The sequence below is a fragment of the Pseudomonas sp. TZ252 genome (genome assembly GCF_056110345.1).
Genome location: NZ_CM148566.1, coordinates 4805314 through 4825136, shown reverse-complemented (window position 1 = coordinate 4825136; position 19823 = coordinate 4805314). Strand labels below are relative to the sequence as shown.

21 protein-coding genes and 1 tRNA gene are annotated in these 19823 nt (G+C 65.2%); 12 read left to right on the top strand and 10 right to left on the bottom strand.

Features of this window, described 5'->3' with window-relative positions; genetic code table 11:
- Window positions 1-3: 3 nt before the first annotated feature.
- Window positions 4-225: a hypothetical protein gene (locus tag ACYAF3_RS22470; protein WP_003114427.1), complete on the bottom strand. Its 222-nt coding sequence runs from the start codon at window positions 223-225 to the stop codon at window positions 4-6.
- A 263-nt stretch (window positions 226-488) separates the two neighbouring features.
- Between ACYAF3_RS22470 and ACYAF3_RS22465 the strand changes: the two genes are divergently transcribed.
- On the top strand, window positions 489-659 hold the full coding sequence (locus tag ACYAF3_RS22465; protein ID WP_003099153.1) for a hypothetical protein: 171 nt from the start codon (window positions 489-491) through the stop codon (window positions 657-659).
- Window positions 660-751: 92 nt separating this feature from the next.
- On the opposite strand, the gene ACYAF3_RS22460 is transcribed toward ACYAF3_RS22465, so the two are convergent.
- The 4 genes from ACYAF3_RS22460 to ACYAF3_RS22445 form a co-directional block, all read right to left on the bottom strand.
- Window positions 752-1273: a hypothetical protein gene (locus ACYAF3_RS22460; protein ID WP_003122551.1), complete on the bottom strand. Its 522-nt coding sequence runs from the start codon at window positions 1271-1273 to the stop codon at window positions 752-754.
- A 198-nt stretch (window positions 1274-1471) separates the two neighbouring features.
- A complete protein-coding gene (gene tse4, locus ACYAF3_RS22455) occupies window positions 1472-2059 on the bottom strand; it encodes a type IV secretion system toxin Tse4 (protein WP_014602752.1) in 588 nt (195 codons plus the stop codon).
- A gap of 4 nt (window positions 2060-2063) precedes the next feature.
- Complete coding sequence (gene tsi4, locus ACYAF3_RS22450; protein WP_073658348.1) at window positions 2064-2501, bottom strand: type VI secretion system immunity protein Tsi4; 438 nt, start codon at window positions 2499-2501, stop codon at window positions 2064-2066.
- A 191-nt stretch (window positions 2502-2692) separates the two neighbouring features.
- Window positions 2693-2769: transfer RNA gene (locus tag ACYAF3_RS22445), tRNA-Val, on the bottom strand.
- A 183-nt stretch (window positions 2770-2952) separates the two neighbouring features.
- On the opposite strand from ACYAF3_RS22445, the gene ACYAF3_RS22440 reads away from it, so the two are divergent.
- Window positions 2953-4236: an NAD(P)/FAD-dependent oxidoreductase gene (locus tag ACYAF3_RS22440; protein WP_003114430.1), complete on the top strand. Its 1284-nt coding sequence runs from the start codon at window positions 2953-2955 to the stop codon at window positions 4234-4236.
- A gap of 50 nt (window positions 4237-4286) precedes the next feature.
- On the opposite strand, the gene ACYAF3_RS22435 is transcribed toward ACYAF3_RS22440, so the two are convergent.
- The 3 genes from ACYAF3_RS22435 to ACYAF3_RS22425 form a co-directional block, all read right to left on the bottom strand.
- Entirely contained in the window at window positions 4287-5243 is a 957-nt protein-coding gene (locus tag ACYAF3_RS22435; RefSeq protein WP_031755484.1) for a formate/nitrite transporter family protein, read from the bottom strand.
- An 81-nt stretch (window positions 5244-5324) separates the two neighbouring features.
- The gene (locus ACYAF3_RS22430) at window positions 5325-6254 is read right to left on the bottom strand and encodes a PA2778 family cysteine peptidase (protein WP_003107207.1); all 930 of its coding nucleotides are present in this window, start codon (window positions 6252-6254) and stop codon (window positions 5325-5327) included.
- 32 nt (window positions 6255-6286) lie between these two features.
- Window positions 6287-6685: a PA2779 family protein gene (locus ACYAF3_RS22425; RefSeq protein ID WP_003090843.1), complete on the bottom strand. Its 399-nt coding sequence runs from the start codon at window positions 6683-6685 to the stop codon at window positions 6287-6289.
- Window positions 6686-7155: 470 nt separating this feature from the next.
- Between ACYAF3_RS22425 and ACYAF3_RS22420 the strand changes: the two genes are divergently transcribed.
- The 8 genes from ACYAF3_RS22420 to ACYAF3_RS22385 all read left to right on the top strand — a co-directional run bounded on the left by ACYAF3_RS22420 (window position 7156) and on the right by ACYAF3_RS22385 (window position 13632).
- On the top strand, window positions 7156-7437 hold the full coding sequence (locus ACYAF3_RS22420; protein ID WP_003107213.1) for a hypothetical protein: 282 nt from the start codon (window positions 7156-7158) through the stop codon (window positions 7435-7437).
- The gene (locus tag ACYAF3_RS22415; RefSeq protein ID WP_003119898.1) at window positions 7434-7775 is read left to right on the top strand and encodes a PA2781 family protein; all 342 of its coding nucleotides are present in this window, start codon (window positions 7434-7436) and stop codon (window positions 7773-7775) included. Before ACYAF3_RS22420 ends, ACYAF3_RS22415 begins: the two co-directional genes overlap by 4 nt.
- 478 nt (window positions 7776-8253) lie before the next feature.
- On the top strand, window positions 8254-8913 hold the full coding sequence (gene bamI / locus ACYAF3_RS22410; protein ID WP_025271157.1) for a biofilm-associated metzincin protease inhibitor BamI: 660 nt from the start codon (window positions 8254-8256) through the stop codon (window positions 8911-8913).
- Between the two features lie 77 nt (window positions 8914-8990).
- Window positions 8991-10790, top strand: a complete 1800-nt coding sequence (mep72, locus tag ACYAF3_RS22405) for a metalloendopeptidase Mep72 (RefSeq protein ID WP_019486200.1) — start codon at window positions 8991-8993, stop codon at window positions 10788-10790.
- A gap of 170 nt (window positions 10791-10960) precedes the next feature.
- A complete protein-coding gene (locus ACYAF3_RS22400) occupies window positions 10961-11518 on the top strand; it encodes a DUF2975 domain-containing protein (RefSeq protein ID WP_031690135.1) in 558 nt (185 codons plus the stop codon).
- A gap of 8 nt (window positions 11519-11526) precedes the next feature.
- Complete coding sequence (locus ACYAF3_RS22395; protein WP_003104033.1) at window positions 11527-11745, top strand: helix-turn-helix domain-containing protein; 219 nt, start codon at window positions 11527-11529, stop codon at window positions 11743-11745.
- A 114-nt stretch (window positions 11746-11859) separates the two neighbouring features.
- Window positions 11860-12327 (top strand): GAF domain-containing protein, encoded by a 468-nt coding sequence (locus tag ACYAF3_RS22390; RefSeq protein ID WP_003104034.1) that lies wholly within the window; start codon window positions 11860-11862, stop codon window positions 12325-12327.
- 66 nt (window positions 12328-12393) lie between these two features.
- Entirely contained in the window at window positions 12394-13632 is a 1239-nt protein-coding gene (locus tag ACYAF3_RS22385; protein ID WP_049950133.1) for a M20/M25/M40 family metallo-hydrolase, read from the top strand.
- Window positions 13633-13653: 21 nt separating this feature from the next.
- On the opposite strand, the gene mcpN is transcribed toward ACYAF3_RS22385, so the two are convergent.
- The gene (mcpN, locus tag ACYAF3_RS22380) at window positions 13654-15249 is read right to left on the bottom strand and encodes a nitrate chemoreceptor McpN (protein ID WP_003452307.1); all 1596 of its coding nucleotides are present in this window, start codon (window positions 15247-15249) and stop codon (window positions 13654-13656) included.
- A gap of 243 nt (window positions 15250-15492) precedes the next feature.
- Here mcpN and ACYAF3_RS22375 point away from each other — a divergent pair, with 243 nt between their 5' ends.
- Window positions 15493-16572: a hypothetical protein gene (locus ACYAF3_RS22375; RefSeq protein WP_003160537.1), complete on the top strand. Its 1080-nt coding sequence runs from the start codon at window positions 15493-15495 to the stop codon at window positions 16570-16572.
- Window positions 16573-17006: 434 nt separating this feature from the next.
- Window positions 17007-17492 (top strand): hypothetical protein, encoded by a 486-nt coding sequence (locus tag ACYAF3_RS22370; protein WP_003122543.1) that lies wholly within the window; start codon window positions 17007-17009, stop codon window positions 17490-17492.
- Between the two features lie 77 nt (window positions 17493-17569).
- Here ACYAF3_RS22370 and ACYAF3_RS22365 read toward each other — a convergent pair whose 3' ends face one another.
- Complete coding sequence (locus ACYAF3_RS22365) at window positions 17570-19501, bottom strand: right-handed parallel beta-helix repeat-containing protein (protein WP_023088218.1); 1932 nt, start codon at window positions 19499-19501, stop codon at window positions 17570-17572.
- Window positions 19502-19823 lie beyond the last annotated feature (322 nt).

Below are 19823 nucleotides of genomic sequence, written 5' to 3'. Positions count from 1 at the left end.
GGGCTAGTCCTCCAGCCCTGCGCAATCGGCGCAGATAGAGAAACCCTCGCTATCGACTGGCACCTGGACCGCGTCGCAATATTCGCAGGAACGTCGCCTGCCGGTTCCGCAGGCATCGGGCTCGTCGAGCGCGCCGAACGTATCTTCGTCACGCTCGTCCTCGAGGTAATCGTTATCCAGCAGGTGATCGTGTTCGGGTTCGTGAATATCGTCTTCGTCGCTCATCTTCGACTGCCTGCCGGCTGCGTGAGGCGGTCTTATAAAGGCAGCGACAGCGCCCGTCAACGGCTCAACCCAGGTACAGACGCAGTTGCAGCCGGATTCGCTCCGGCTCGCCGTCGATCGGCGCAGGGCGACTGTCGAATCGCTGGGCGCCCTGGACCATGTAGAACGCTTAGGCATGCAAATCGGCTCCTCCCCCTGCCTCATTGCACTAGAATCGCCCGGCGCAGCGCCTGCGCCCTCAAGCCTCTTTCGTAGAAAACACCATGAGCAAACTGCAACATATCGGCCTGTTCCTGTTCGTTCTTCTCTCTGCCGGCCTGGCGCTCGGCTACCGAGTCGACTGCCCGGACGGCAGCCATGTCGAGACCTACCTGCTTCGCGGCCTGGGCGCGCGCCTCCTCGGCAACGATCTCTGCGAGCAGGCAGCGCCCTGACGCCGGGCGTTCCCGGATCCGACGGCGCCCGCCTATCGAGCCGGCAAGCCTCCGCCAACGCCAAGCCTTGCCGAAGCGATGGGCCACCAGCGCTAACCGGCCAGTTGCAACCAGAGCGAAAACACGCCCAGCGCACACCAGAAGCCGGCGAACAGGAACGGCACGCGTCGCGAGAACAGCAAGGTTTTCTCGAAGCTGCCGCGGTTGACCTCGCGTTCGCTGAACAATGGCGAATCATCGTAGGCCAGGCCGATCTCCGGATCGCTGTGCAACAGGCAGGACTGCTTGAACTGCCAGTGGCAGATGATCTCCGAGGATGCCTGGATGCCCGGCCAGGCATGCAGGGAATTGACGATCCCGAGCAGTGCCAGGAGCGCCGGCACCACCAGGGTGAACAGCTCGCCCCAGGCCGGGTTCAGGTTGGCCATCGACGAGGCATAGGCGATGACCAGGAACGACTGCGCCGTCAGGTAGGCGTTGGTCCGACTGGATAGCTGGCCCGTCTCGTAGTGGATTTCCCGCCGGTAGAAGTCCAGCCGCTCCTTGGGTGAACAGAAGATCCGGACATCGGATTCTTGCGACAACGGCCCTCCGGGCATGATCAACCTGGACACAAGCACGACACCTCGAACGAGTGGATGGGCTTGTTTGGAAAGAACCGATCCACGCCGGTTCGGAATCTCCGACGACCGTTCCCCGCGCCGGTAACGATTTCCGCCACCGCCCCGCTGGCCATGGAACTCAACGGAGCCCTGGCCGCCGCACGCCTGCGCAAGGTAAAAAGGGCGATCCTCCCGGATCGCCCTCCTGCATCAGAACAACGCCCCCAGGTAAGCCGCCGCGCCGCCGCCGAACTGTGCACCGACGTTGACCCCGGCCATCAACAGGGCGCCACGGAACGATTGCAGTAATTGCCGCGACATGCTGGCGCCCAGCGCGGCGGTCAATGGCGAGGCGCTCGCCAGCGCCACCGCCGCCAGCAGCTTGGGATCGAGGCCGAAGAGAATCGCCGTGCCCGAACCGCCGGCGATGACTCCCGCGCCGAGTTCGACGTACATGCAGGGCCCGGTGAAGTCGCCGCGGGACAGGTCGCGCCCCACCAGGCCGTCCGCGACCAAGACGGTTCCGGTGCTCGGCAACGCCTCCAGCGCACCGGCCCCGCCAACGCTCTTGCCCTTGACATTGAGGTTGACCTTGCCGAAGCGCGGCAGGCGCATGCCCAGTCCGATCCCGCCGCCCACCCCGCCATAGCGGAAGGACACGTTCTCACCCTCCGGCGAGAGCAACGTGATGGAGCCGCCGCTACCCGCCAGGAAGGCCACGGTCATGCCTCCGCCACTGGCCGTCACGTAGCGCCAGCGACTCTCGTTGAGGGGCAAGGGAATGGGAAGTTGCGACATGACTTCAATGTCCTTTTGAGGTCGGCTGGGAAGAACGCAGGCCCAGCAATCCCCTGAACCCGACAATACCGAAGAGTGCGCCGAAGCCGCAGAGGAAAGCGCTGGTTCCCCAGAGCGCGCCGGCATCGTCGACTATCGCGCTGGCCGCCGGCCGCCCAGCCTCGTAGAGGACGCGAACCGACTCGCCCACCTGGTAGCCGAAGATGAAGCCGCCCTGGGGATAGGAAATCCGCTCGCCGGAAACGCTGGTGAAATCGATCTGCGGATGCGAACCGCCGGCATTCAAGGCGCTGACCGTCCCCTGGGCTTCCTGCGCAGTACGCAGGAAATGGTACCGATCGACGGTCTTGAAACCGCCGGCGAGCAGGAGACCGAGTCCGAGCAGGGAAAAAAGGGAAGCGTGAAGAAGTCCGCCGATACGCGAACCGGAAGAGGTCGTCATGAGCCTTGTCGCCTGAATCATCCGTGAAGGCGCTAGGGTCGGAAAAGACCGCCCCCGCTGTCAATAGCGGCTATGCGATGAAGCGCGAGCCCAGGCGAGCACGGGCCGAGCGGCCTTTTTCGGGGCGCAAACGAAAAAAGGCGACCCTTTCGGATCGCCTTTCTTGCCCCGCCAGCAGCGCGGGATTTGTTTGGTAGGCACGATTGGATTCGAACCAACGACCCCCACCATGTCAAGGTGGTGCTCTAACCAACTGAGCTACGTGCCTGCTGATGGCGCGCATTCTACAGACCCCAAAAACACCGTCAAGCTTTTTTTTCGCTAACTCTCTGAAAAAGTGGAATTTTTATTTTCAGGGGGTCCGTTGAAAATTTTGCACGGAGGCTAGCCGGCCGATTTCGACTCGGGTAGCATCCGGGCATCCGTAAAAAATAAAAAACAGAGGTGCAAGATGCCGCACACCCCCTACCCCTCCTCCTATTACGCCGCGTCGGCCAATCCCGCGCCGCCCCGCCCGGAACTCCAGGGCGAGGTCGAAACCGACGTCTGCGTGATCGGTGCCGGCTATACCGGCCTCTCCACCGCCCTGTTCCTGTTGGAGAATGGTTTCAAGGTCACCGTACTGGAAGCCGCCAAGGTCGGCTTCGGCGCTTCCGGGCGCAACGGCGGCCAGATCGTCAACAGCTACAGCCGCGACATCGACGTGATCGAGCGCACCGTCGGCAAGCGCGAAGCGCAGTTGCTCGGCGAGATGGCCTTCGAAGGCGGGCGCATCATCCGCGAGCGCGTGGCCCGCTACGGTATCCAATGCGACCTGAAGGACGGCGGGGTGTTCGCCGCCTTCACCGAGAAGCAGATGGATCACCTGCGCGCGCAGAAACAGTTGTGGGAACGCTACGGCCACAACCAGTTGGAGATCATGGACGCCAAGCGCATCCGCGAGGTGGTGGCGACCGACAACTATATAGGTGGCATGCTTGACATGAGCGGCGGCCACATCCATCCGCTGAACCTCGCCCTCGGCGAAGCGGCGGCGGTGGAGTCGCTCGGCGGCAGAATCTACGAGCAGAGCCCGGCGACCCGCATCGAGCGCGGCGCCAGCCCGGTGGTGCATACCCCGCAAGGCAAGGTGAAGGCGAAGTTCATCGTGGTCGCCGGTAACGCCTACCTCAACGGCCTGGTCCCGGAACTGGCGGCCAAGTCGATGCCCTGCGGCACCCAGGTGATCACCACCGAGCCGCTGAACGAGGAACTGGCCCACAGCCTGCTGCCGCAGGACTACTGCGTGGAAGACTGCAATTACCTGCTCGACTACTATCGCCTCTCCGGCGACAAGCGCCTGATCTATGGTGGCGGCGTGATCTATGGCGCTCGCGATCCGGCGGACATCGAGGCGATCATCCGGCCGAAGATGCTCAAGACCTTCCCGCAACTGAAGGACGTGAAGATCGACTTCGCCTGGACCGGCAACTTCCTGCTGACCCTCTCGCGCCTGCCCCAGGTCGGCCGCATCGGCGACAACATCTACTATTCCCAGGGTTGCAGCGGCCACGGCGTGACCTACACCCACGTCGCCGGCAAGGTCCTGGCCGAAGCCCTGCGCGGCCAGGCCGAGCGCTTCGACGCTTTCGCCGGCCTGCCGCACTACCCCTTCCCCGGCGGCAAGCTGTTCCGCGTACCGTTCACCGCCATCGGCGCCTGGTACTACAGCCTGCGCGACAAGCTCGGGGTCTAGTCCGCGTCGACAGAACGGCACCCCGGGGTGCCGTTTTTTCCATCCGCTCCTCAACCTTCGCTACGGATCTGCGCATGACTGATCAGGGCGAAGATCAGGCTACCGCCGACGATGTTGCCGCCCAGGGTAGGCAGGGCGAACTTCAGCAGGAACTCGGTCCAGCCGATTTCCCCGGCGAACGCCAGGTAGCCTACCTCCGCCGAGCCCACCACGATGTGGGTGAAGCTGCCCAGCGCCATCAGGTAGGTGACCATCGCGATGATCCAGATCTTCGCGCCCTCCGCCGCCGGGATCAGCCAGACCATGGTGGCGATCATCCAGCCGGAAACGATGCCCTTGGCGAACATTTGCGCCAGGTCGTTGTGCATCACCTCGCGGCCGATCTCAAGGAACGCCGCGTCGGCCGCTTCATTGAATATCGGCAGATGCAGCACCGCCCAGGCGAACAGCAGCGTACCGACGATATTGCCGAACAGCACCACGCTCCAGAGACGCAACAGTTGCCAGGCCTTTTCCAGGGTCGGCTCAGTCATCACCGGCAACACGGCGGTCAGGGTGTTTTCGGTGAACAGTTGCTGGCGGGCGAGGATCACTGCCAGGAAGCCCATGGGATAGCCGAAGCTGCTGACGATGATCGCCCACTCCTGCTCGGGCAAGGCAGCGCGGAACAGGCCCATGCCCATCAACGAGAGGCCGATGGTCAGCCCCGCGGCCACCGCCGACCACCAGAGTGCCGCCAGCGTGCGCTGCAACTCGTGTTCGCCCTGGACGCGAATCACCTCGTGCAGGACAGCGGCGCGCGGTGGCTGCTTGTCGTCGATCTCCCGCCGCTCGTTGGCGGTCAGCGCCGTGGCCGAACGTCCGTCGGCCGGTTTCTCTTTCCGCTCCTCGCCGCGCGCACGCGGCTTGCGCGCGCCCTCCGCCGCATGCCCCTGGCGCTTGCCCGCCGCACCGCCCTTGGCCGGTTGCCGGGGGGTGGGGGGCGAAGTCCGCTTGTCGTTGGCCATGTTCTGCACCTGAGTGGGGTCCTCCCAGGTATAGAGCCGTCTCGCTGGAACGGGGTTCCGACAACCTTCGGCTCGGCCGCCTCAGCGGGGCGGGGCGCCAACGGGACAGGCCGGCAGCTCGGCGCACCGCGCCACGGGTGCGACGGCCTGCGGCAAGGCCGCAGCGAAGCGGGCTTCCCCAGGCTGCAATGCCCGCGCGCAGGCCTGCGCCTGGCGCGCCGGCGCCGCGCAACCGCGTTCCGCCAGCAACTGGGACAGGTTGAACCAACCCGCGGCGAAATCCACGCGACGCTCGACGCTGGTGAGCATGGCCTGTTCGGCAGCGGCGGAATCGCCTGCGGCGTAGCGACTGTTGCCCAGGGCAAACCAGGCGAAGGCGTCCTCAGGCCAGCGTCGCACGGCTTCTTCGTAGGCGCGCCGGGCAACCTTGGGGTGGCCGGTTTCCTCGCTGTCACTGGCGGCCTTGAGCCACGGGACCGCTGCTGCCGTGGCCGGCAGGCGGTCACCCGGCAGGGTCAGCACCGCCCAGCGCCCCGAACGCTTCCAGGTCGACTCGAAGCTGGTGAAGTCGGTAACCCAGCGCCGGGTGATGCCCGAGCGCAGCACCAGTTCGCGGCGCTCCCGATCGAAACCGACCACCACCGCGAAGTGCCAGCGCGGCCACCAGGAGAAAGCCTGGTTCTGTAACACCAGCACCGGGTTGCCCGCCGCGACCTCCTCGAGCACGCTCTCCAGTCCGCCTTGCAGCGGATAGACCAGCATGCCGTGGCGGCGCGCCGCGGCGACCATCTCCAATTGCAGGCTACCCTCGCGACCGGGAATGAACACCTCGTCCTTCAATTGCCCCGGCGTCAACGCCAGGCCGCGCTGGCCAAGCATCGTGGCCAGCGCGGCGGGACCGCACTGGTAGGCTTCCTGGGGGAAGAACGGCACTTCGCGCAGCTCCACCCGTGCGGGCAGCGCCGCGCTTTCCGGCGGCAGTCTCGGCGGCTGCGCGCAGCCGCCGAGCATTGCGGAGACCAGCAGTGCCCCTGCCAGCCGCCTCACCGATTGATGCATTTGATGAAGCTGAAGATATCCGTGGCGCAAAGCATGTCGGTGATGATGAAGATCACCAGGAACAACACGATGATGCCGATGATGCCGCCCGCCGGCGCCTGGTCCAGCTGCTGGTTGAACTGCGCCAGCTCGGCGTTGGTCAGGCTGTTGATGCGACTCGCCACCTGGTCGCGGGGCACGCCCATGGCCTCCAGCTTCTTCTGGACGCCCTGGTCGTCGAGCATCTTCAGCAGTTGCTGGCGATCGAGGTTGTGCTGTTGTTGCTGCATGACTTCCGCAGTACCGATCATCGCTGCCTGGGCGAGCGGAACCTCGGCGAAGGTGAGCAGGTGCAGCGCTGCCAGGACGGCAGCGACACGGCGGATGCTTGTTGTTGTTCTCATGGGAATGACCTCTGCGTGAAACCCGGCTATTAGTCCTGGAAGGCGAGGCTTGGTTCCGCAACGCCCACCTTTCCTGAGTATCGTCCCGATCGCCGTTTTCCGCCGCCTCGGCGCCGATGCCCGCCCCTCTGGCGAGACGACGACCCGCCGCCCCCAGGCGACGAAACGGCGTCCGCCTTTATGCAATTCGCATATACTCCGGCTCGCCGCGAGAAAACCGGAGCATGCGCGATCTCGGCGACATCGACGCATATCCCCGCCGCAGCCTCGTACACGGCGTCGAAACCGCGCGCCGCCCCGGACGACAGAGCCTCCGGCACGGCGAAAACTAAGGATTCCTGAGCTTCCATCTTGTCCAGATTTGCCCAACCTTGAGCGAGCGGGCCAACGGGACGGGAGTTGTATGGATGCTAGGTACCCGGCTAAAAGCCGCAAGAATCAGAGCGGGATACTCGCAGAAACAGTTGGGCATGCTGGTGGGAATGGACGAGTTTTCCGCCAGCGCACGGATGAACCAATACGAACGCGAACGGCACTCCCCCAACATGCGGACTTCCGAACAGCTGGCCATGGTCCTCCAGGTCCCCATGGCCTACCTCTATTGCCCCGAGGACGAGCTGGCCGAGCTCATCCTCAAGGTGTCCAGCCTGACACCCGAGTTCAAGAAAGAGCTGACGCGTTTCATCGAACAGTTGCTCGCGGCCCAGGGATCAACCAGCCGCCAGCCTGTACGCACAAGGAGTGAACTGTGAACAAAAGCTTGGATTCAGACTCGATAACCACCGCCATAATGGCCCTGCGTCGCCTACGCGACACGCACCCGGAGCAGTACCGGGAGCTGCTGCCGTTGTGCGCCTCGGGGCTGGTGGAGACCCTGGTCGGACAGAGCGACGGGGACGACCGCAGGAAGGCCGAGACGCAGAGCGAGACCATCGCCCGCTGGACCTGGCTGCAGTTGCTCGGCTGGGCCCAGAACAACAGCCTCAGCCAGCAGCAGATCGAAAGCCTCTACAGCATCGTCGAAGGCATCCGCAGTTGCCGGCCGCTGATGCAGGAGCGCGCCCGTCTCCTGCAACTGGCGCGAGGCTGAGGCCCCGGCGCGGCTAGAGGCCGTACCGGGTTGCCTGGAGATGAGCGAACATGCCACCCTCGGCCGGGATGACGACACCCCATAGCCGGCGCGAGGCGTCAGCGAAGCCAGCTGGACGAACCAGGGCTTTGAGGTGGCATCGGCGAACTTCTTGAACTGCCAGGCCGGTCCGCCCATATAGGTGGGGCTGCCGTAGACGATGGCATCGGCTTCGACGAGCCGAGCAACTTCGTCCAGTTCTTCAAGCGCGAGGACGGCCAGGTGCGCCGAAGCCTTCCGCCGCGAACAGCATGGCGGCCGAACGCCAGCCTTGCCGCAGCGCACAGAGCGCACGTGACCTGGCGCCCGCAGCGCTCCGGCCTGATTCGCAGTTTCGTCACGCCGGCGCGCGGCCTGGCGCAAATGTGAACGGTTGCCGCCACGCTGGGAGAGGCTTCTTCCTAGACTCCGCGCCACGTTCACTCAGAGGAGAAACAACGTGGCCAAGACATGGATCTACGCAGCCTCGGCCGCCGCCATCGGCGGTGCGCTGATCGGCGGCTGGCTGCTCGACCCGGCTCCGCCCGAGGCATCGCCGCAGGCCCGCCAGTCCCCCGCCGCCCAGGCAGCCGCCGCCCCGACAGCGGCGCTCGCGGCGCCGGCGGCGGACGCTACCCGCATGCTCGCCCCGCCCCCCGTCACGACGCCCGCGCCACGCGAGCGGGTGACGCTCTGGCAAGGCGAACTGCGCAGCCGCGAAGGCGCCCAGGGCATTCCCGAATACCTGGCGCAGGTCGAACCCGCCCTGCTCGACACGCTGGCGCTCGGCCAGGTGCTGGAAATGAGCCTGCCGGGTCGCGAGCGGCCCTTGCAGGCACGCCTCGCCAGCACCCATAACAGCGCCGGCCTGCCGGTCTGGCGCGGCGGCCTGGTGGACGGCGACGAGGCGGAAAGCCTGACCGTGGTGCGCGGCAGCCTGGAAACCCACATCAATGTCGCCACCCTCGACGGCAGCTACTCGATCATCGTCGACAACCGCAGCGGCAAGACCCGGGTGATCGACGAGAACGACATCGCCGCGCGTAGCGACCCGCATGGCGATCATGTCGACGCGCCGCTCGCCGAGCTGCCACCGATGCCGCCGCCCGCCCAGGGCTGAGCCCACCTTCCCAGCATGTTTCCCCAGCGGTGCCCTCGGGGCGCCATGGCTTCCTATTGTCCGAACACAGGCAACCCATGAAGAAATCCCTGCTCTGCTCCACCCTAGCCCTGGCGGTAGCCTCTGCCGCCCAGGCCGCGCCGAAGACCGTCGACATCATGGTCCTCTACACCCCCGCGGCGACCCAGACCGCAAATGGCCGCGACATCGATGCGCGGATCGCCAGCTACATCGAGTTCGCCAACACCGCCTACGAGAAGAGCGGCGTCAACCTGCGCCTGCGTCTGGTGCACAAGCAGCGCCTGGACTGGGCCGACTACCCGACGGTGACCGGCACCAACCTCGATCGCTTCATGCGCGACCCGCAGGTGCAGCGCCTGCGCGAGCAGTACGGCGCCGACCTGGTCAGCCTGGTCAACCGCTCGCAGAACAGCGGCAACGGCTACATCACCTGCGGCATCGGCTACATGGGCTCGGGCGATAAGAACAGCGGGCGCTTCCACGGCAACGCCAAGGACATTGCCTACAACCTCACCGGGGTCGACTGCGGGCTCAACACCTTCGCCCATGAAGCCGGCCACAACATGGGCCTGCGCCACTCCTACGAGCAGGACCTGGAGTCCAGCTACTACGATCCGCGCTACGCCCACAGCGGCACCTACGAATGGAGCCGAGGCTACGGCGTGCAGGGGCGCTTCGCCACCGTGATGGCCTACCCGCATGCCTTCGGCACCAACAAGCAGGCACCGTTCTTCGCCAACCCGCGCCTGGTCAACGCCGAATGCGCCAACCAGCCCTGCGGCCGCGAAGAACACGCCGACGCCGTACGCGCGCTGAACAGCATGGCCACGCAGATCGCCGACTTTCGCCCGACCAAGGTACCCGGCACGCTCAACCCGGGCTCCGGCGGCGACACGCCGACCCCGCCGGACCTGCCATGGTGCACGAAAGCCAAGCTCGGCGGCCTGCTCGGCGATGGCGAGTTCGCCAGCATGGAAGGCTGGCGCGCATGGTCCGGCAACGCCCAGCTGAGCCTGGTGAACGTCGCCAAGGGCTGCCGCGACAATGCCTTGCTGGTCGACGTGCGTGGCTTCGATCTGCTGGTCCGCCCCATTGCCCCCCTGCGCGCCGGCAGCGGCTACCGGCTGAGCGGCAAGGTCATGCTCAAGGCCGCCAATACCCGTGAAACCGTGCGCATGGCGCTGCTCAGCGAACGCGCCGATGGCGCCCTGGCCTACAACCCGGCGCAGAGCGTCGAACTGTCGGTCAGCGGCAACGAGTTCAGTCGCCTGGAGAAGACCTTCGACTACCGTCCCGCCGCCGACCAGCGCAACCTCTACGTGGCGGTCTGGAGCGACAGCGGCGCCAGCCTGCTGGTCGACGAGATGAACCTGCAGGAAGCCCAGGCCGCGCCGCCGAGCGTACCGCCGGCGCCGAAACGCATCGCCTACGACTTCGAGAGCGGCATCGGCGGCTGGAGCGGCGTGCATGCCAGCGCCCGCGCCACGCGCGTCGCCAGCGCCGGGCGGCTGGCCCTGGAAGCCTACCAGCGGCGCTACGCCGGCACCGGCGCGAGCACCAGCCTGCTGGGCAACCTGGAAGCAGGCCGGACCTACGCGTTCAGCGCGGACGTACGGGTCGGCGACGGTCGCGGCTCGCAGGCCATGACCTATGCCTACCTCTACCTGGAAAGCCAGGGTCGGCCCGGCGAATACCTGCCCCTGGGCTACAAGGTGGTCGAGAATGGCCGCTGGGCCAGCCTGCGCGGCCAGGTGCAATTGCCGAAGGGGCCGATCAAGCGTGCTGAACTGATGATCCTCAGCGGTAACCAGCAGGAGTCGATGTTCATCGACAACGTCCAGTTGCTGCAGAAGTAGGACGCTTCCCCTCCGTGCCCCCGGCAGGCACGGGGGGATTTTGCGGAGCGCTCCAGGCTGGATGCAGCGATCATGAAATTATCGTTTTACGATAATTTATTATTAAACTATGATCACTCCAATTTCCCTCGTTTCCGAGGGGCCTGCCCACCTTCCCAGGAGTACCCCCGATGACAAGCGACCGCCTGGCCGGCTACAGCCGCCTGATGGCTACCCTGACCCTGCTGTTGATCGCCGGCATGCTGCTGCTCAACGCCGCGTGCTGGATCTTCCCCGACCTCGCCAGCGAGCACGGCCTCGGCTTCGCCCTCACCGCCACCGGTGTCGCCGGCGACCTCGGCGTTGTGGCGCAGGACATGCCGCTCTGGCAGGCCCTCGGCGGCATCCTCCTGTCGAGCCTGCCGCTGCTGGTCCTGGCCAGCGGACTGCAGGCGCTGCGAAGGCTGTTCCAGCACTACGGGCGCGGCGAGTATTTCTGCGAAGACGCCGCGGCGCTGCTCGGCAAGGTCGGCCTGTGCCTGGCTTGCTGGGTGCTGGCGAACTTCCTGCTGGAACCGCTGCTGACGGTCTGGGTCACCTTCCTCCAACCCCAGGGACAACGCATCGCCAGTCTCAGCTTCGGTTCGGCGGAACTGGTCAGCCTGTTCGCCGCCGCCTCGGTGATGGTGATCGCGCGCATCCAGCGCAAGGCCGCCCTGCTCGCCGAGGAAAACCGCCAGTTCGTCTGAGGTCCGCCATGCCCATCGAAATCAGGCTGGACGTCATGCTCGCCCTGCGCAAGGCCAGGTCCAAGGACCTGGCCCAGGCCATCGGTATCACCGAACAAAACCTGTCGCTGCTCAAGCAGGGCAAGGTAAAGGGCATTCGCCTCGCTACCCTGGAGGCCATCTGCGCCTACCTGGCGTGCCAGCCGGGAAACCTGCTGGAGTACCTGCCCGGTCCGACCGAGGAGTGACAGCCGGGCGCTTATGCGCTCGAGCGAGGGGGAGCGCACCAAAGGGTATTTAGGCCAAGCCCCCTTTCGCCGCTACAGTCGCGGTTCATCCACCAGACATGGGCGAGGCCGGGCATGGCGAAATCCTCCGAACGATTCGAATCCCTGCGCCGGGATATCGACGCACTGGCCCGCCGGCTCGACGTGCCGTCGGTGCTGATCATGCGTTCCCTGCCCCGGCACATGCGCGTCGAGGCCTCCGCCGGACGCCTGGAGGACACCTACCCGATCGGCGCCGAAGGCCGCAAGAGCGTCCATGAAGACGGCGCCAAACCCCTCTACTGCGAACGCGTGGTCGACCGCGACGCCCCGTTGCACGTGCGCGACTCGCGCCAGGAGACGGAATGGGCCGGCAACGAGGATGAAGTCGAGTTCGGCCTGAGCAACTACCTTGGCTATCCGGTTCATGCGCCCGACGGCACCCCGTACGGCACCGTCTGCGTACTCGACAGCCGACCGCGCGACTATTCGGCCGAGGAACGGGCCCTGCTGGAAGAATTGCGGCGCAAGGTCGAGGCGCTGCTGGCGGAAACCGTCTCATGACCTAAGGTCAATCGGATACCGCGGCGCACAACCGCACCGCCTCCGCCCACCAGACGAGGACCTTCCGTGCACGCCAGCCGCCTGCCCCGCCTCTTGCCGTTCGCCCTCGCCTTCCTGCTTTCGCCCCCCGCCTTCGCTGCCGACACGCCAGCCGCCGAGCTGCTGCGCCAGGCCGAAGCCGAACGCCCGGCCTACCTCGACACGCTCCGACAACTGGTCGCGGTGGACAGCGGTACCGGCCAGGCCGAAGGCCTCGGCCAGTTGTCCGCGCTGCTCGCCGAACGCCTGCAGGCGCTCGGCGCGCAAGTCCGCAGCGCACCGGCGACGCCCTCGGCCGGCGACAACCTGGTGGCCACCCTCGATGGCACCGGCAGCAAGCGCTTCCTGCTGATGATTCACTACGACACCGTGTTCGCCGCCGGCAGCGCGGCGAAGCGTCCGTTCCGCGAGGACGCGGAGCGCGCCTACGGACCCGGCGTGGCCGACGCCAAGGGCGGCGTGGCAATGGTGCTGCATGCCCTGGCGCTGCTCAGGCAGCAAGGCTTCAGGGACTACGGACGGATCACCGTGCTGTTCAATCCCGACGAGGAAACCGGCTCCGCCGGCTCGAAGCAACTGATCGCCGAGCTGGCCCGGCAGCAGGACTACGTCTTCTCCTACGAGCCGCCGGACCGGGACGCAGTGACGGTAGCCACCAATGGCATCGACGGCCTGCTGCTCGAGGTGAAGGGTCGCTCGTCCCATGCCGGCTCGGCACCCGAGCAAGGCCGCAACGCCATTCTCGAACTGTCGCACCAGTTGCTGCGTCTCAAGGACCTCGGCGATCCGGCGAAAGGCACCACGCTGAACTGGACCCTCGCCAGGGGCGGCGAGAAGCGCAACATCATTCCCGCCGAGGCTTCGGCGGAAGCCGACATGCGCTACTCGGACCCGGCCGAGAGCGAGCGGGTACTGGCCGACGCCCGGAAGCTGACCGGCGAACGCCTGATCGCCGATACCGAAGTCAATCTGCGTCTCGACAAGGGTCGTCCGCCCCTGGTGAAGAACCCCGCCTCGCAGCGCCTGGCGGAAACCGCGCAGACGCTCTACGGCCGAATCGGCAAGCGCATCGAGCCGATCGCCATGCGCTTCGGCACGGACGCCGGCTACGCCTACGTGCCCGGCAGCGACAAGCCGGCGGTGCTGGAAACCCTCGGCGTGGTCGGCGCCGGCCTGCACAGCGAGGCGGAATACCTCGAACTGTCGAGCATCGCCCCGCGCCTGTACCTGACGGTGGCGCTGATCCGCGAGCTGTCCGCCGACTAGCGCCGACGCCCGCAGCCAGCCTCAGGTGCGGAAGCGACCAAGCACCACGCGCAAGCCAGCCATGTGCTCCTTGACCCTCTGGTTGGCCGAGAGCACGGCGGCGGTCCCTTCGTGGGCCTGCTCGGAGAGTCCGGAGACGTTGGTGATGTTGCGGTCGATGTCCTGGGCCACCTGGCTCTGTTCCTCGGCGGCGGTCGCGATCTGCTGGTTGAGGCCGTCCAGCTCTTCCACCGTGGCGACGATGCGCCCCAGCGCCTGGGCCGCGCTGTCGGCCTCGGCGAGGTTGCTCTGGGCATGGCTGGCGCTACCGCGCATGGCGGCTACCGCATCGTTGGCGCCGTCCTGCAACTGCTCGATCAGCCCCTGGATCTCCTGGGTCGACTGCTGGGTACGGTTGGCCAGCGAACGCACCTCGTCCGCCACCACGGCGAAGCCGCGCCCGGCCTCCCCGGCCCGCGCCGCCTCGATGGCGGCATTGAGCGCCAGCAGGTTGGTCTGCTCGGCGATGCTGCTGATCACCGTAAGCACCTGGCCGACGCTGCCGGCGTGCTGGTGCAGGGTGTTCAGCGCCAGGGCGGTCTGTTCCAGTTCCTCCGCCAAGGCACCGGTCTGGCTGCTGGCGTGCTCCACCAGACGGCGTCCCTCGTGGGCCAGGGCCGCGGCGTCGCGGGTGGAATGCGCTGCATGGTTGGCGTGGCGGGCGACCTCGGCCACGGTGGCGCTCATCTCGTTCATCGCGGTGGCCACCTGGTCCAGGTCCTGGTGCTGGCGCGCCACCTGGTCGCCGGCGCCGAGTGCCTGCTCCAGGGCCTCGGCCACGTCCTTGTCGGTTTCTGCCGCGCTGCGCTTGACGTTCGCCAGCAAACCGCTGACGTCCTGGCGCATCCGCTCGTAGCCAGCGACGATGCGGCCGATCTCGTTGTCCGCATGGCCCGCCGCCAGGGCATGGGTGAAGTTCGCCGCGCCGACCTCGGTCAGCGCCACTTCCAACCCACGCAACTGCCGCATCAGCGGCGCCAGGCCGAACTGCCGGCCAAGCACCACCAGCACCAGGATCGCCAACAGGCAACCGAAGGCGATCCACATCTGGGTGTGCTGGACACTGTCGGCGCGCGCGCTCATCAGCGAGACCAGGTTGTTCAGCTCGCCCAACAGCTCGGTGGAATACTGCGAGAAGCCGCGCAGATCGACCTGACTGGCAGGCTGTGCCACCTGGTCGAGCATGGCCCGGTAGCGGCCCCAGATCTGCGCCACCTTCTGCCGCTGGGCGGCGATCTCCGGCGCGCCCATCCGGCTCACGTTGCGCTCGGCATTGCCCGCATCCAGATCGGCGGCCGAGCGTTCGTACTGGGCGATGGTCGCGGCCAGGGCCTTTGGGTCGCCGGCGCCGAGTCGCAATTGCAGCGCCTCGCGGGCCATCTTCTGGCTGAGCATGCGCTGCGCGCCGGCCACGTTGATGGTTTCCGGCGAGATCGACATGCTCAGGTACAACGCCACCGAGGCGCAGGCGGCCAGGCCGAACATCAGTGCATAGGACAGCAGGAACTGGGCGTTCAGGGTCTTCAACCCGAGCCCCCGTAGAATCCGATCGAACACCCTGGCGACGCTTTCGTTCATTGGTTTTTCCCCACTGGACTACAGAAACCGATAACCACCCCATCGGCCCGTCGCGCCTGGGCTTGAATCGGCACTTCGCCGACTCCATCCCCGAGCGCCTCCCTCTCCAGGGCGTGGCCCCCGGCGGACAAGGCCTGAAGACAGTTTGCCGCTGCGGCATCGGGACGCGCCCTGTAAACTCTGGCAGGTACCCGGCACGCCGCGCCGGAGACGTCATGGAACCCAACCCGCAAGGACGCCCGCGTGATCCCCGTCGCCCCTATTCCCCTGATCGTCCCGCTCATCTACCTGTCGTCGTTCGTCGCCGGCATCTGGCTGCTGGTCTGGCTATCGCTCCTGGCCTTCAGCCCGCGCGCGCGCCAGCGCTTGCGCCGCCGCTGGCCGAGCCGCGGCCTGCTGATGCTGCTCCTGCTGATCCCGTTGGGACTGCGCGCCTGGCTGGAGATCGGTCTCTGGCAGTACGAGCGCGAACGTGCACGCGAGGAAGCCGCGCACAGCGCCGTGCTCGAGCGCCCTACCCGCCTCGGAGGCATCGAGATGCCTGCCGGCACCCGGTTGAAGCTGGAACTCAAGCACCAGCCGGAAAGCTTCCGAGAAGCCGAATTCCCCACCCCGGTGACGATCCGCGGCGTCGCCACCCGCCACCTGCAACGCTGGCTGCAGAGCGAGCAGGACAACCCGCAGGACCCATGGAAAACCACCGGCGTCCATCCCACTTCGCTGCGCCTGCGTGGCGAGGGAGTCGCCGAGATCGAAGGCTGGCGTTGCGACGCCAGCCAGGAAATCGCCTTCGCCAGCGAGCGCGACGGGCGTCCCGCCGCCTTCGAAGGCTGTAGCCTGGCGACCGGCAACCGCGCCGACGACATCGACTTCCCCGCCGGTGCGCGATTGTTCGCCAGCGATGGCATGGTCTACACCGACGGCTACCGCGACGCCGAGCGCTGGCGGGTAATGCCGGAAACCGGGCAACGGGTGTCGGTGCGCGGCATCGCGCTGAGCGGCGGCGCCCTGGCCTTCGACCGCGACCGCCGCCTGTACGGCCTCGGCGGTACGGTCCTCGCCGAGGCCTTGCAACTGGGCGCCTGGCACTACCCGGCAGGCACCGAGGTCAGCCTTTCACCCCGCGCCGCCTGGCGCGCGCAACATCCGCACGCCTGGCTGTTCAGTCCTACCCGCGAAGCCGCTTCGCATGCCTCCGGCGAGCGCCTGGAACACGGCGTCTCGCTGTTGCAGACGCTGGACGGCCAGGAACTTGAGCGCCTCGACAACCGCGCGGCAGGGGTCATCGACTTCATCGAACTGGAGATCGGCGACGAACGCTGAACCTGCGCCGCGCGGTTATCTGAGGCTCAGCCAGCAGCGCGGCGGGAAGGGCAATCAGGAAATGGACGAGGCGCATGGACCCTCCGTGGCCATCACTGCGGTATGGCTAGGCATTTTCCCGATCCTGCGGGAAAAGCGATGCCGCTTCGCTTGCCGCACAGCGAAACAAGGCTAGCCTTATCAATGTGACTTTCTCCTATGGTGGTCACCAAAGCCCCGGAGGCCGCTCATCCCTCCGGGGCTTTCCCCCCGCCTGCTGCCTCTCCCCTCCTTGATACAGCAGCCCATCGCAGTTCAACGAGGAAACCCGATGAAACTCAGCATTGTCGCCCTGGGCCTGTTGTCCATGGCAGGGGTGCTCATCTGCACCTATCTGATCCTGAAATCGCTCAGCGCCATCTGATATCGCTCGTGCACGAAGCTGTGGATCGCCCATGGGCAGATCCAGCAGTCCGCGCGTAGGATGGGCAGGCCCGCTTCCTGCCCATTTTCCGCCAGGAAAAGAGAGGAATTCCTTTCCGAGATTTCCACAGAGGTCATGGATGAAAAAAAGCCCCCTGCTGATACTGAGCGTACTCCTCGCCGCGTGCGGCCCCGACAAGCTGATTTCCGACCTGCCGTCGCCGAACGGGCAATACCACGTCGAGGTTCGGAAATGCCCGGAGAAAGGTTCGATCACCTGGGGCGAAGAAATACAGGTCTCCCTCCTCGAAACCGGGAAATCGGAAAAGTGCCATGCAGTCGTGCGGTCGCTGGCGCAATTCGACCTGCGCGCATCCGCGGACCAATTGCAACTGGAGTGGCTGTCCGATACGGAACTCAGGGCCTGGCACCCTAGCTTCGAGCCCGGGAACCAACCGAACGGCTCGCGCCTGAAGCACGATGCGCCGGTGAAGATGGTCTTTGCGCCGAAGCGCTGAGCCGCTCGAAAAGCTGTCCTGGCATACCGACCATACGCCACGACAGTCGGAGGCAAGCCAAATAAAAGGTTTACGCGTCATTTCAGGACCCAGGTGCTTCCATTGCTCCATAGCTCGGCATACTGCCCATTGATCAAGGTCAGGCTGCTTCCTGTGTTGGTGTAGCTACCGTAGGTACTGCCCGTGATTCCTCCAGCCAGTGCCGTGACGTTGATGCTGCCGCTCGAACCATTCCTGATCCTGAAGACACAGCCCGAGGCAAGAGCGGCCTCCGGCAGTACGAATCCTCCGCTCCCCGTCAACTCGACCATTTGTCCGACATAATCCGTTCCTGCGATTGCTGAGGACGAGGACAAGGACACCATCGGCAGCTCGCTCCACCCTACGCCTCCTTGTACTTTCGTACGTAACGGCAAAACAGCAGGATAGCCATGTCGGTTGACGTAGACATTCCTCACCTTGGCGATTGTAGGAGCCGCCGCTATTCCCATGGTCCACACGGGTCGAATGAGCTGTTGGTTATCGTCGAAGACGGTCAGCCCATCCACTTCGAAATTGCCCTTTGGTTCAATCACTTCCATGGAGTCAGAAGAGTCCTGCCAGACTCCGCATCGATTTATGTTTCCCGTGGCCACGCCGAAGTTCACATTTCTTATCGTGACATCCCTGATGAGTACCGGCGCGTTTCTGGCGCTCCAGTTGCGGAAACGCATAGCGCTGCCAAAAGGCTCGTCGACAACTATGCCAACCAGTTGGATCAGACCCGACATAGTGTTTTTCGGAGAGAGGCCCCCTCCATATATGAAACCCACTCCGCCATTCTTCGCCCCGTATTGAGTAGCCGAACCGTCTCGTCGGGACTGGAATCCGGAGACCCTGACGGAGACAGGGGAGTCCGTATTCGGGATGGTGAACTGGAGTCCGTTCCCAGCATTGCCCTCGCTCGAACAACCGATCAGGTTGATATCTTCGATGAAGTAACCGCTTCCTTCATTGGGCTCTATGTCGAAGGCCGCCCAGGGTCCATTGGCTGATGCACCAAGTCCATTGGTATTCGTGTTAGTCGCTCGGCAATTCAGCAGCGTCGCGCGCCTGGCATTGATGACCGAAAAGCCATTGCGTCCATTGAAGTTGCAAAGGACTCGGTCGATGCGTACGTCTTCGCTTGGTCGCCCCGCATCGCCGGTAACGGCCAATCCATCACCGGAGAACGCGTTGATTGTCAGGTCCTGGACCAGGACTTTTTTCGAGCCATAGATGAAAAGTCCATATCGACCTTCGCCGCTGCGTGCCTCGTTCTTCTGTCCATTGATCTGCATTCCATTGCCGAAGATGAACACATTGCTCTGTCCGGCCATGCTGATGAACGGCTGGACATCCATCGTCACCGTACCGGGCTCCTGGAGAATGACAGTCCGGCTGGTTCCGGCGATGATCTGGTCCGAACCGATAACCAATGGACCGGAGCGAACGGTCGCCGGGGGAAACATGGCCGTGTAACCGATGTGGGCCGCAGAGCCTTCGTTCGAACGGGTTTGTTGCAGAAGCTTTTGCGCTGGCGCGGTAGCGAGTTCCCCCGGCAGCCAGCCGAACCATTCGAGGCGAATACCATGGCCTTCGATTTTGCGGACAAAGCAGCCAAAGGCGGACGGCTCAGTTTCCCCCGAGCCATCCAGATAGCCAGCCAACCCCGTCTGGGCAGTGTACGCAGGAACAGTGGGGCTGATGATAGTCCCGCCGTTGTGGCGATTCCGCGCAACCGCCCCATCCCAGTAGAACCTGCCACCACCAGTGGTAATACCGGGTCTGTGGCCTTGAACGATGTACTCATGGGTGTAGCTTTGCGGAACATCTGGAAGATCGGCCAGGCTGGCTAAAACCATTGCCGATCTGCCTATAAGTGATGCGCCCTTTACGAGGTCGGTTTCGTCAATCAACGCATTCCATCGCTCATCGCTAGGGTCTCCTACTGTGGCCCCCACCATGGAACCGGTCGTGTCGTAGCTCATGCTTCCTCCTGAAAAATCCGTTTCGCACTTCACCGGGAAAAGGGCAGCCGCAATCGCCATGCTCCCTTGTCAGCAGCCCATGATATGACCGGGATCGTGACAAAGCCCCACCGCCCCAAGTCCTCTGAGCCCCATCGCACCGTGACATCAACTTCCGTCCCAATCTCGGCATCATTCCTGCGAAAACGAAGCTACGCTACACGGTTTACTGGCGGGGCCGGCTGAACGTCCACCCATTGAAATGGACAACGCACTCATTGCCCCCAGGAAAATGATGAAACGGCCCTCATGGCTTGTCGCTCTGCGGGTTGAGGGGAAGTAC

Excerpts from the sequence above, each read along its gene's own strand:
- ACYAF3_RS22470 (WP_003114427.1), bottom strand. The coding sequence starts at position 225 with ATGAGCGACGAAGACGATATTCACGAACCCGAACACGATCACCTGCTG.
- ACYAF3_RS22465 (WP_003099153.1), top strand. The coding sequence starts at position 489 with ATGAGCAAACTGCAACATATCGGCCTGTTCCTGTTCGTTCTTCTCTCT.
- tse4 (WP_014602752.1), bottom strand. The coding sequence starts at position 2,059 with ATGTCGCAACTTCCCATTCCCTTGCCCCTCAACGAGAGTCGCTGGCGC.
- tsi4 (WP_073658348.1), bottom strand. The coding sequence starts at position 2,501 with ATGACGACCTCTTCCGGTTCGCGTATCGGCGGACTTCTTCACGCTTCC.
- ACYAF3_RS22440 (WP_003114430.1), top strand. The coding sequence starts at position 2,953 with ATGCCGCACACCCCCTACCCCTCCTCCTATTACGCCGCGTCGGCCAAT.
- ACYAF3_RS22435 (WP_031755484.1), bottom strand. The coding sequence starts at position 5,243 with ATGGCCAACGACAAGCGGACTTCGCCCCCCACCCCCCGGCAACCGGCC.
- ACYAF3_RS22430 (WP_003107207.1), bottom strand. The coding sequence starts at position 6,254 with ATGCTCGGCGGCTGCGCGCAGCCGCCGAGACTGCCGCCGGAAAGCGCG.
- ACYAF3_RS22425 (WP_003090843.1), bottom strand. The coding sequence starts at position 6,685 with ATGAGAACAACAACAAGCATCCGCCGTGTCGCTGCCGTCCTGGCAGCG.
- ACYAF3_RS22420 (WP_003107213.1), top strand. The coding sequence starts at position 7,156 with ATGCTGGTGGGAATGGACGAGTTTTCCGCCAGCGCACGGATGAACCAA.
- mep72 (WP_019486200.1), top strand. The coding sequence starts at position 8,991 with ATGAAGAAATCCCTGCTCTGCTCCACCCTAGCCCTGGCGGTAGCCTCT.
- ACYAF3_RS22400 (WP_031690135.1), top strand. The coding sequence starts at position 10,961 with ATGACAAGCGACCGCCTGGCCGGCTACAGCCGCCTGATGGCTACCCTG.
- ACYAF3_RS22395 (WP_003104033.1), top strand. The coding sequence starts at position 11,527 with ATGCCCATCGAAATCAGGCTGGACGTCATGCTCGCCCTGCGCAAGGCC.
- ACYAF3_RS22390 (WP_003104034.1), top strand. The coding sequence starts at position 11,860 with ATGGCGAAATCCTCCGAACGATTCGAATCCCTGCGCCGGGATATCGAC.
- mcpN (WP_003452307.1), bottom strand. The coding sequence starts at position 15,249 with ATGAACGAAAGCGTCGCCAGGGTGTTCGATCGGATTCTACGGGGGCTC.
- ACYAF3_RS22370 (WP_003122543.1), top strand. The coding sequence starts at position 17,007 with ATGGGCAGATCCAGCAGTCCGCGCGTAGGATGGGCAGGCCCGCTTCCT.
- ACYAF3_RS22365 (WP_023088218.1), bottom strand. The coding sequence starts at position 19,501 with ATGAGCTACGACACGACCGGTTCCATGGTGGGGGCCACAGTAGGAGAC.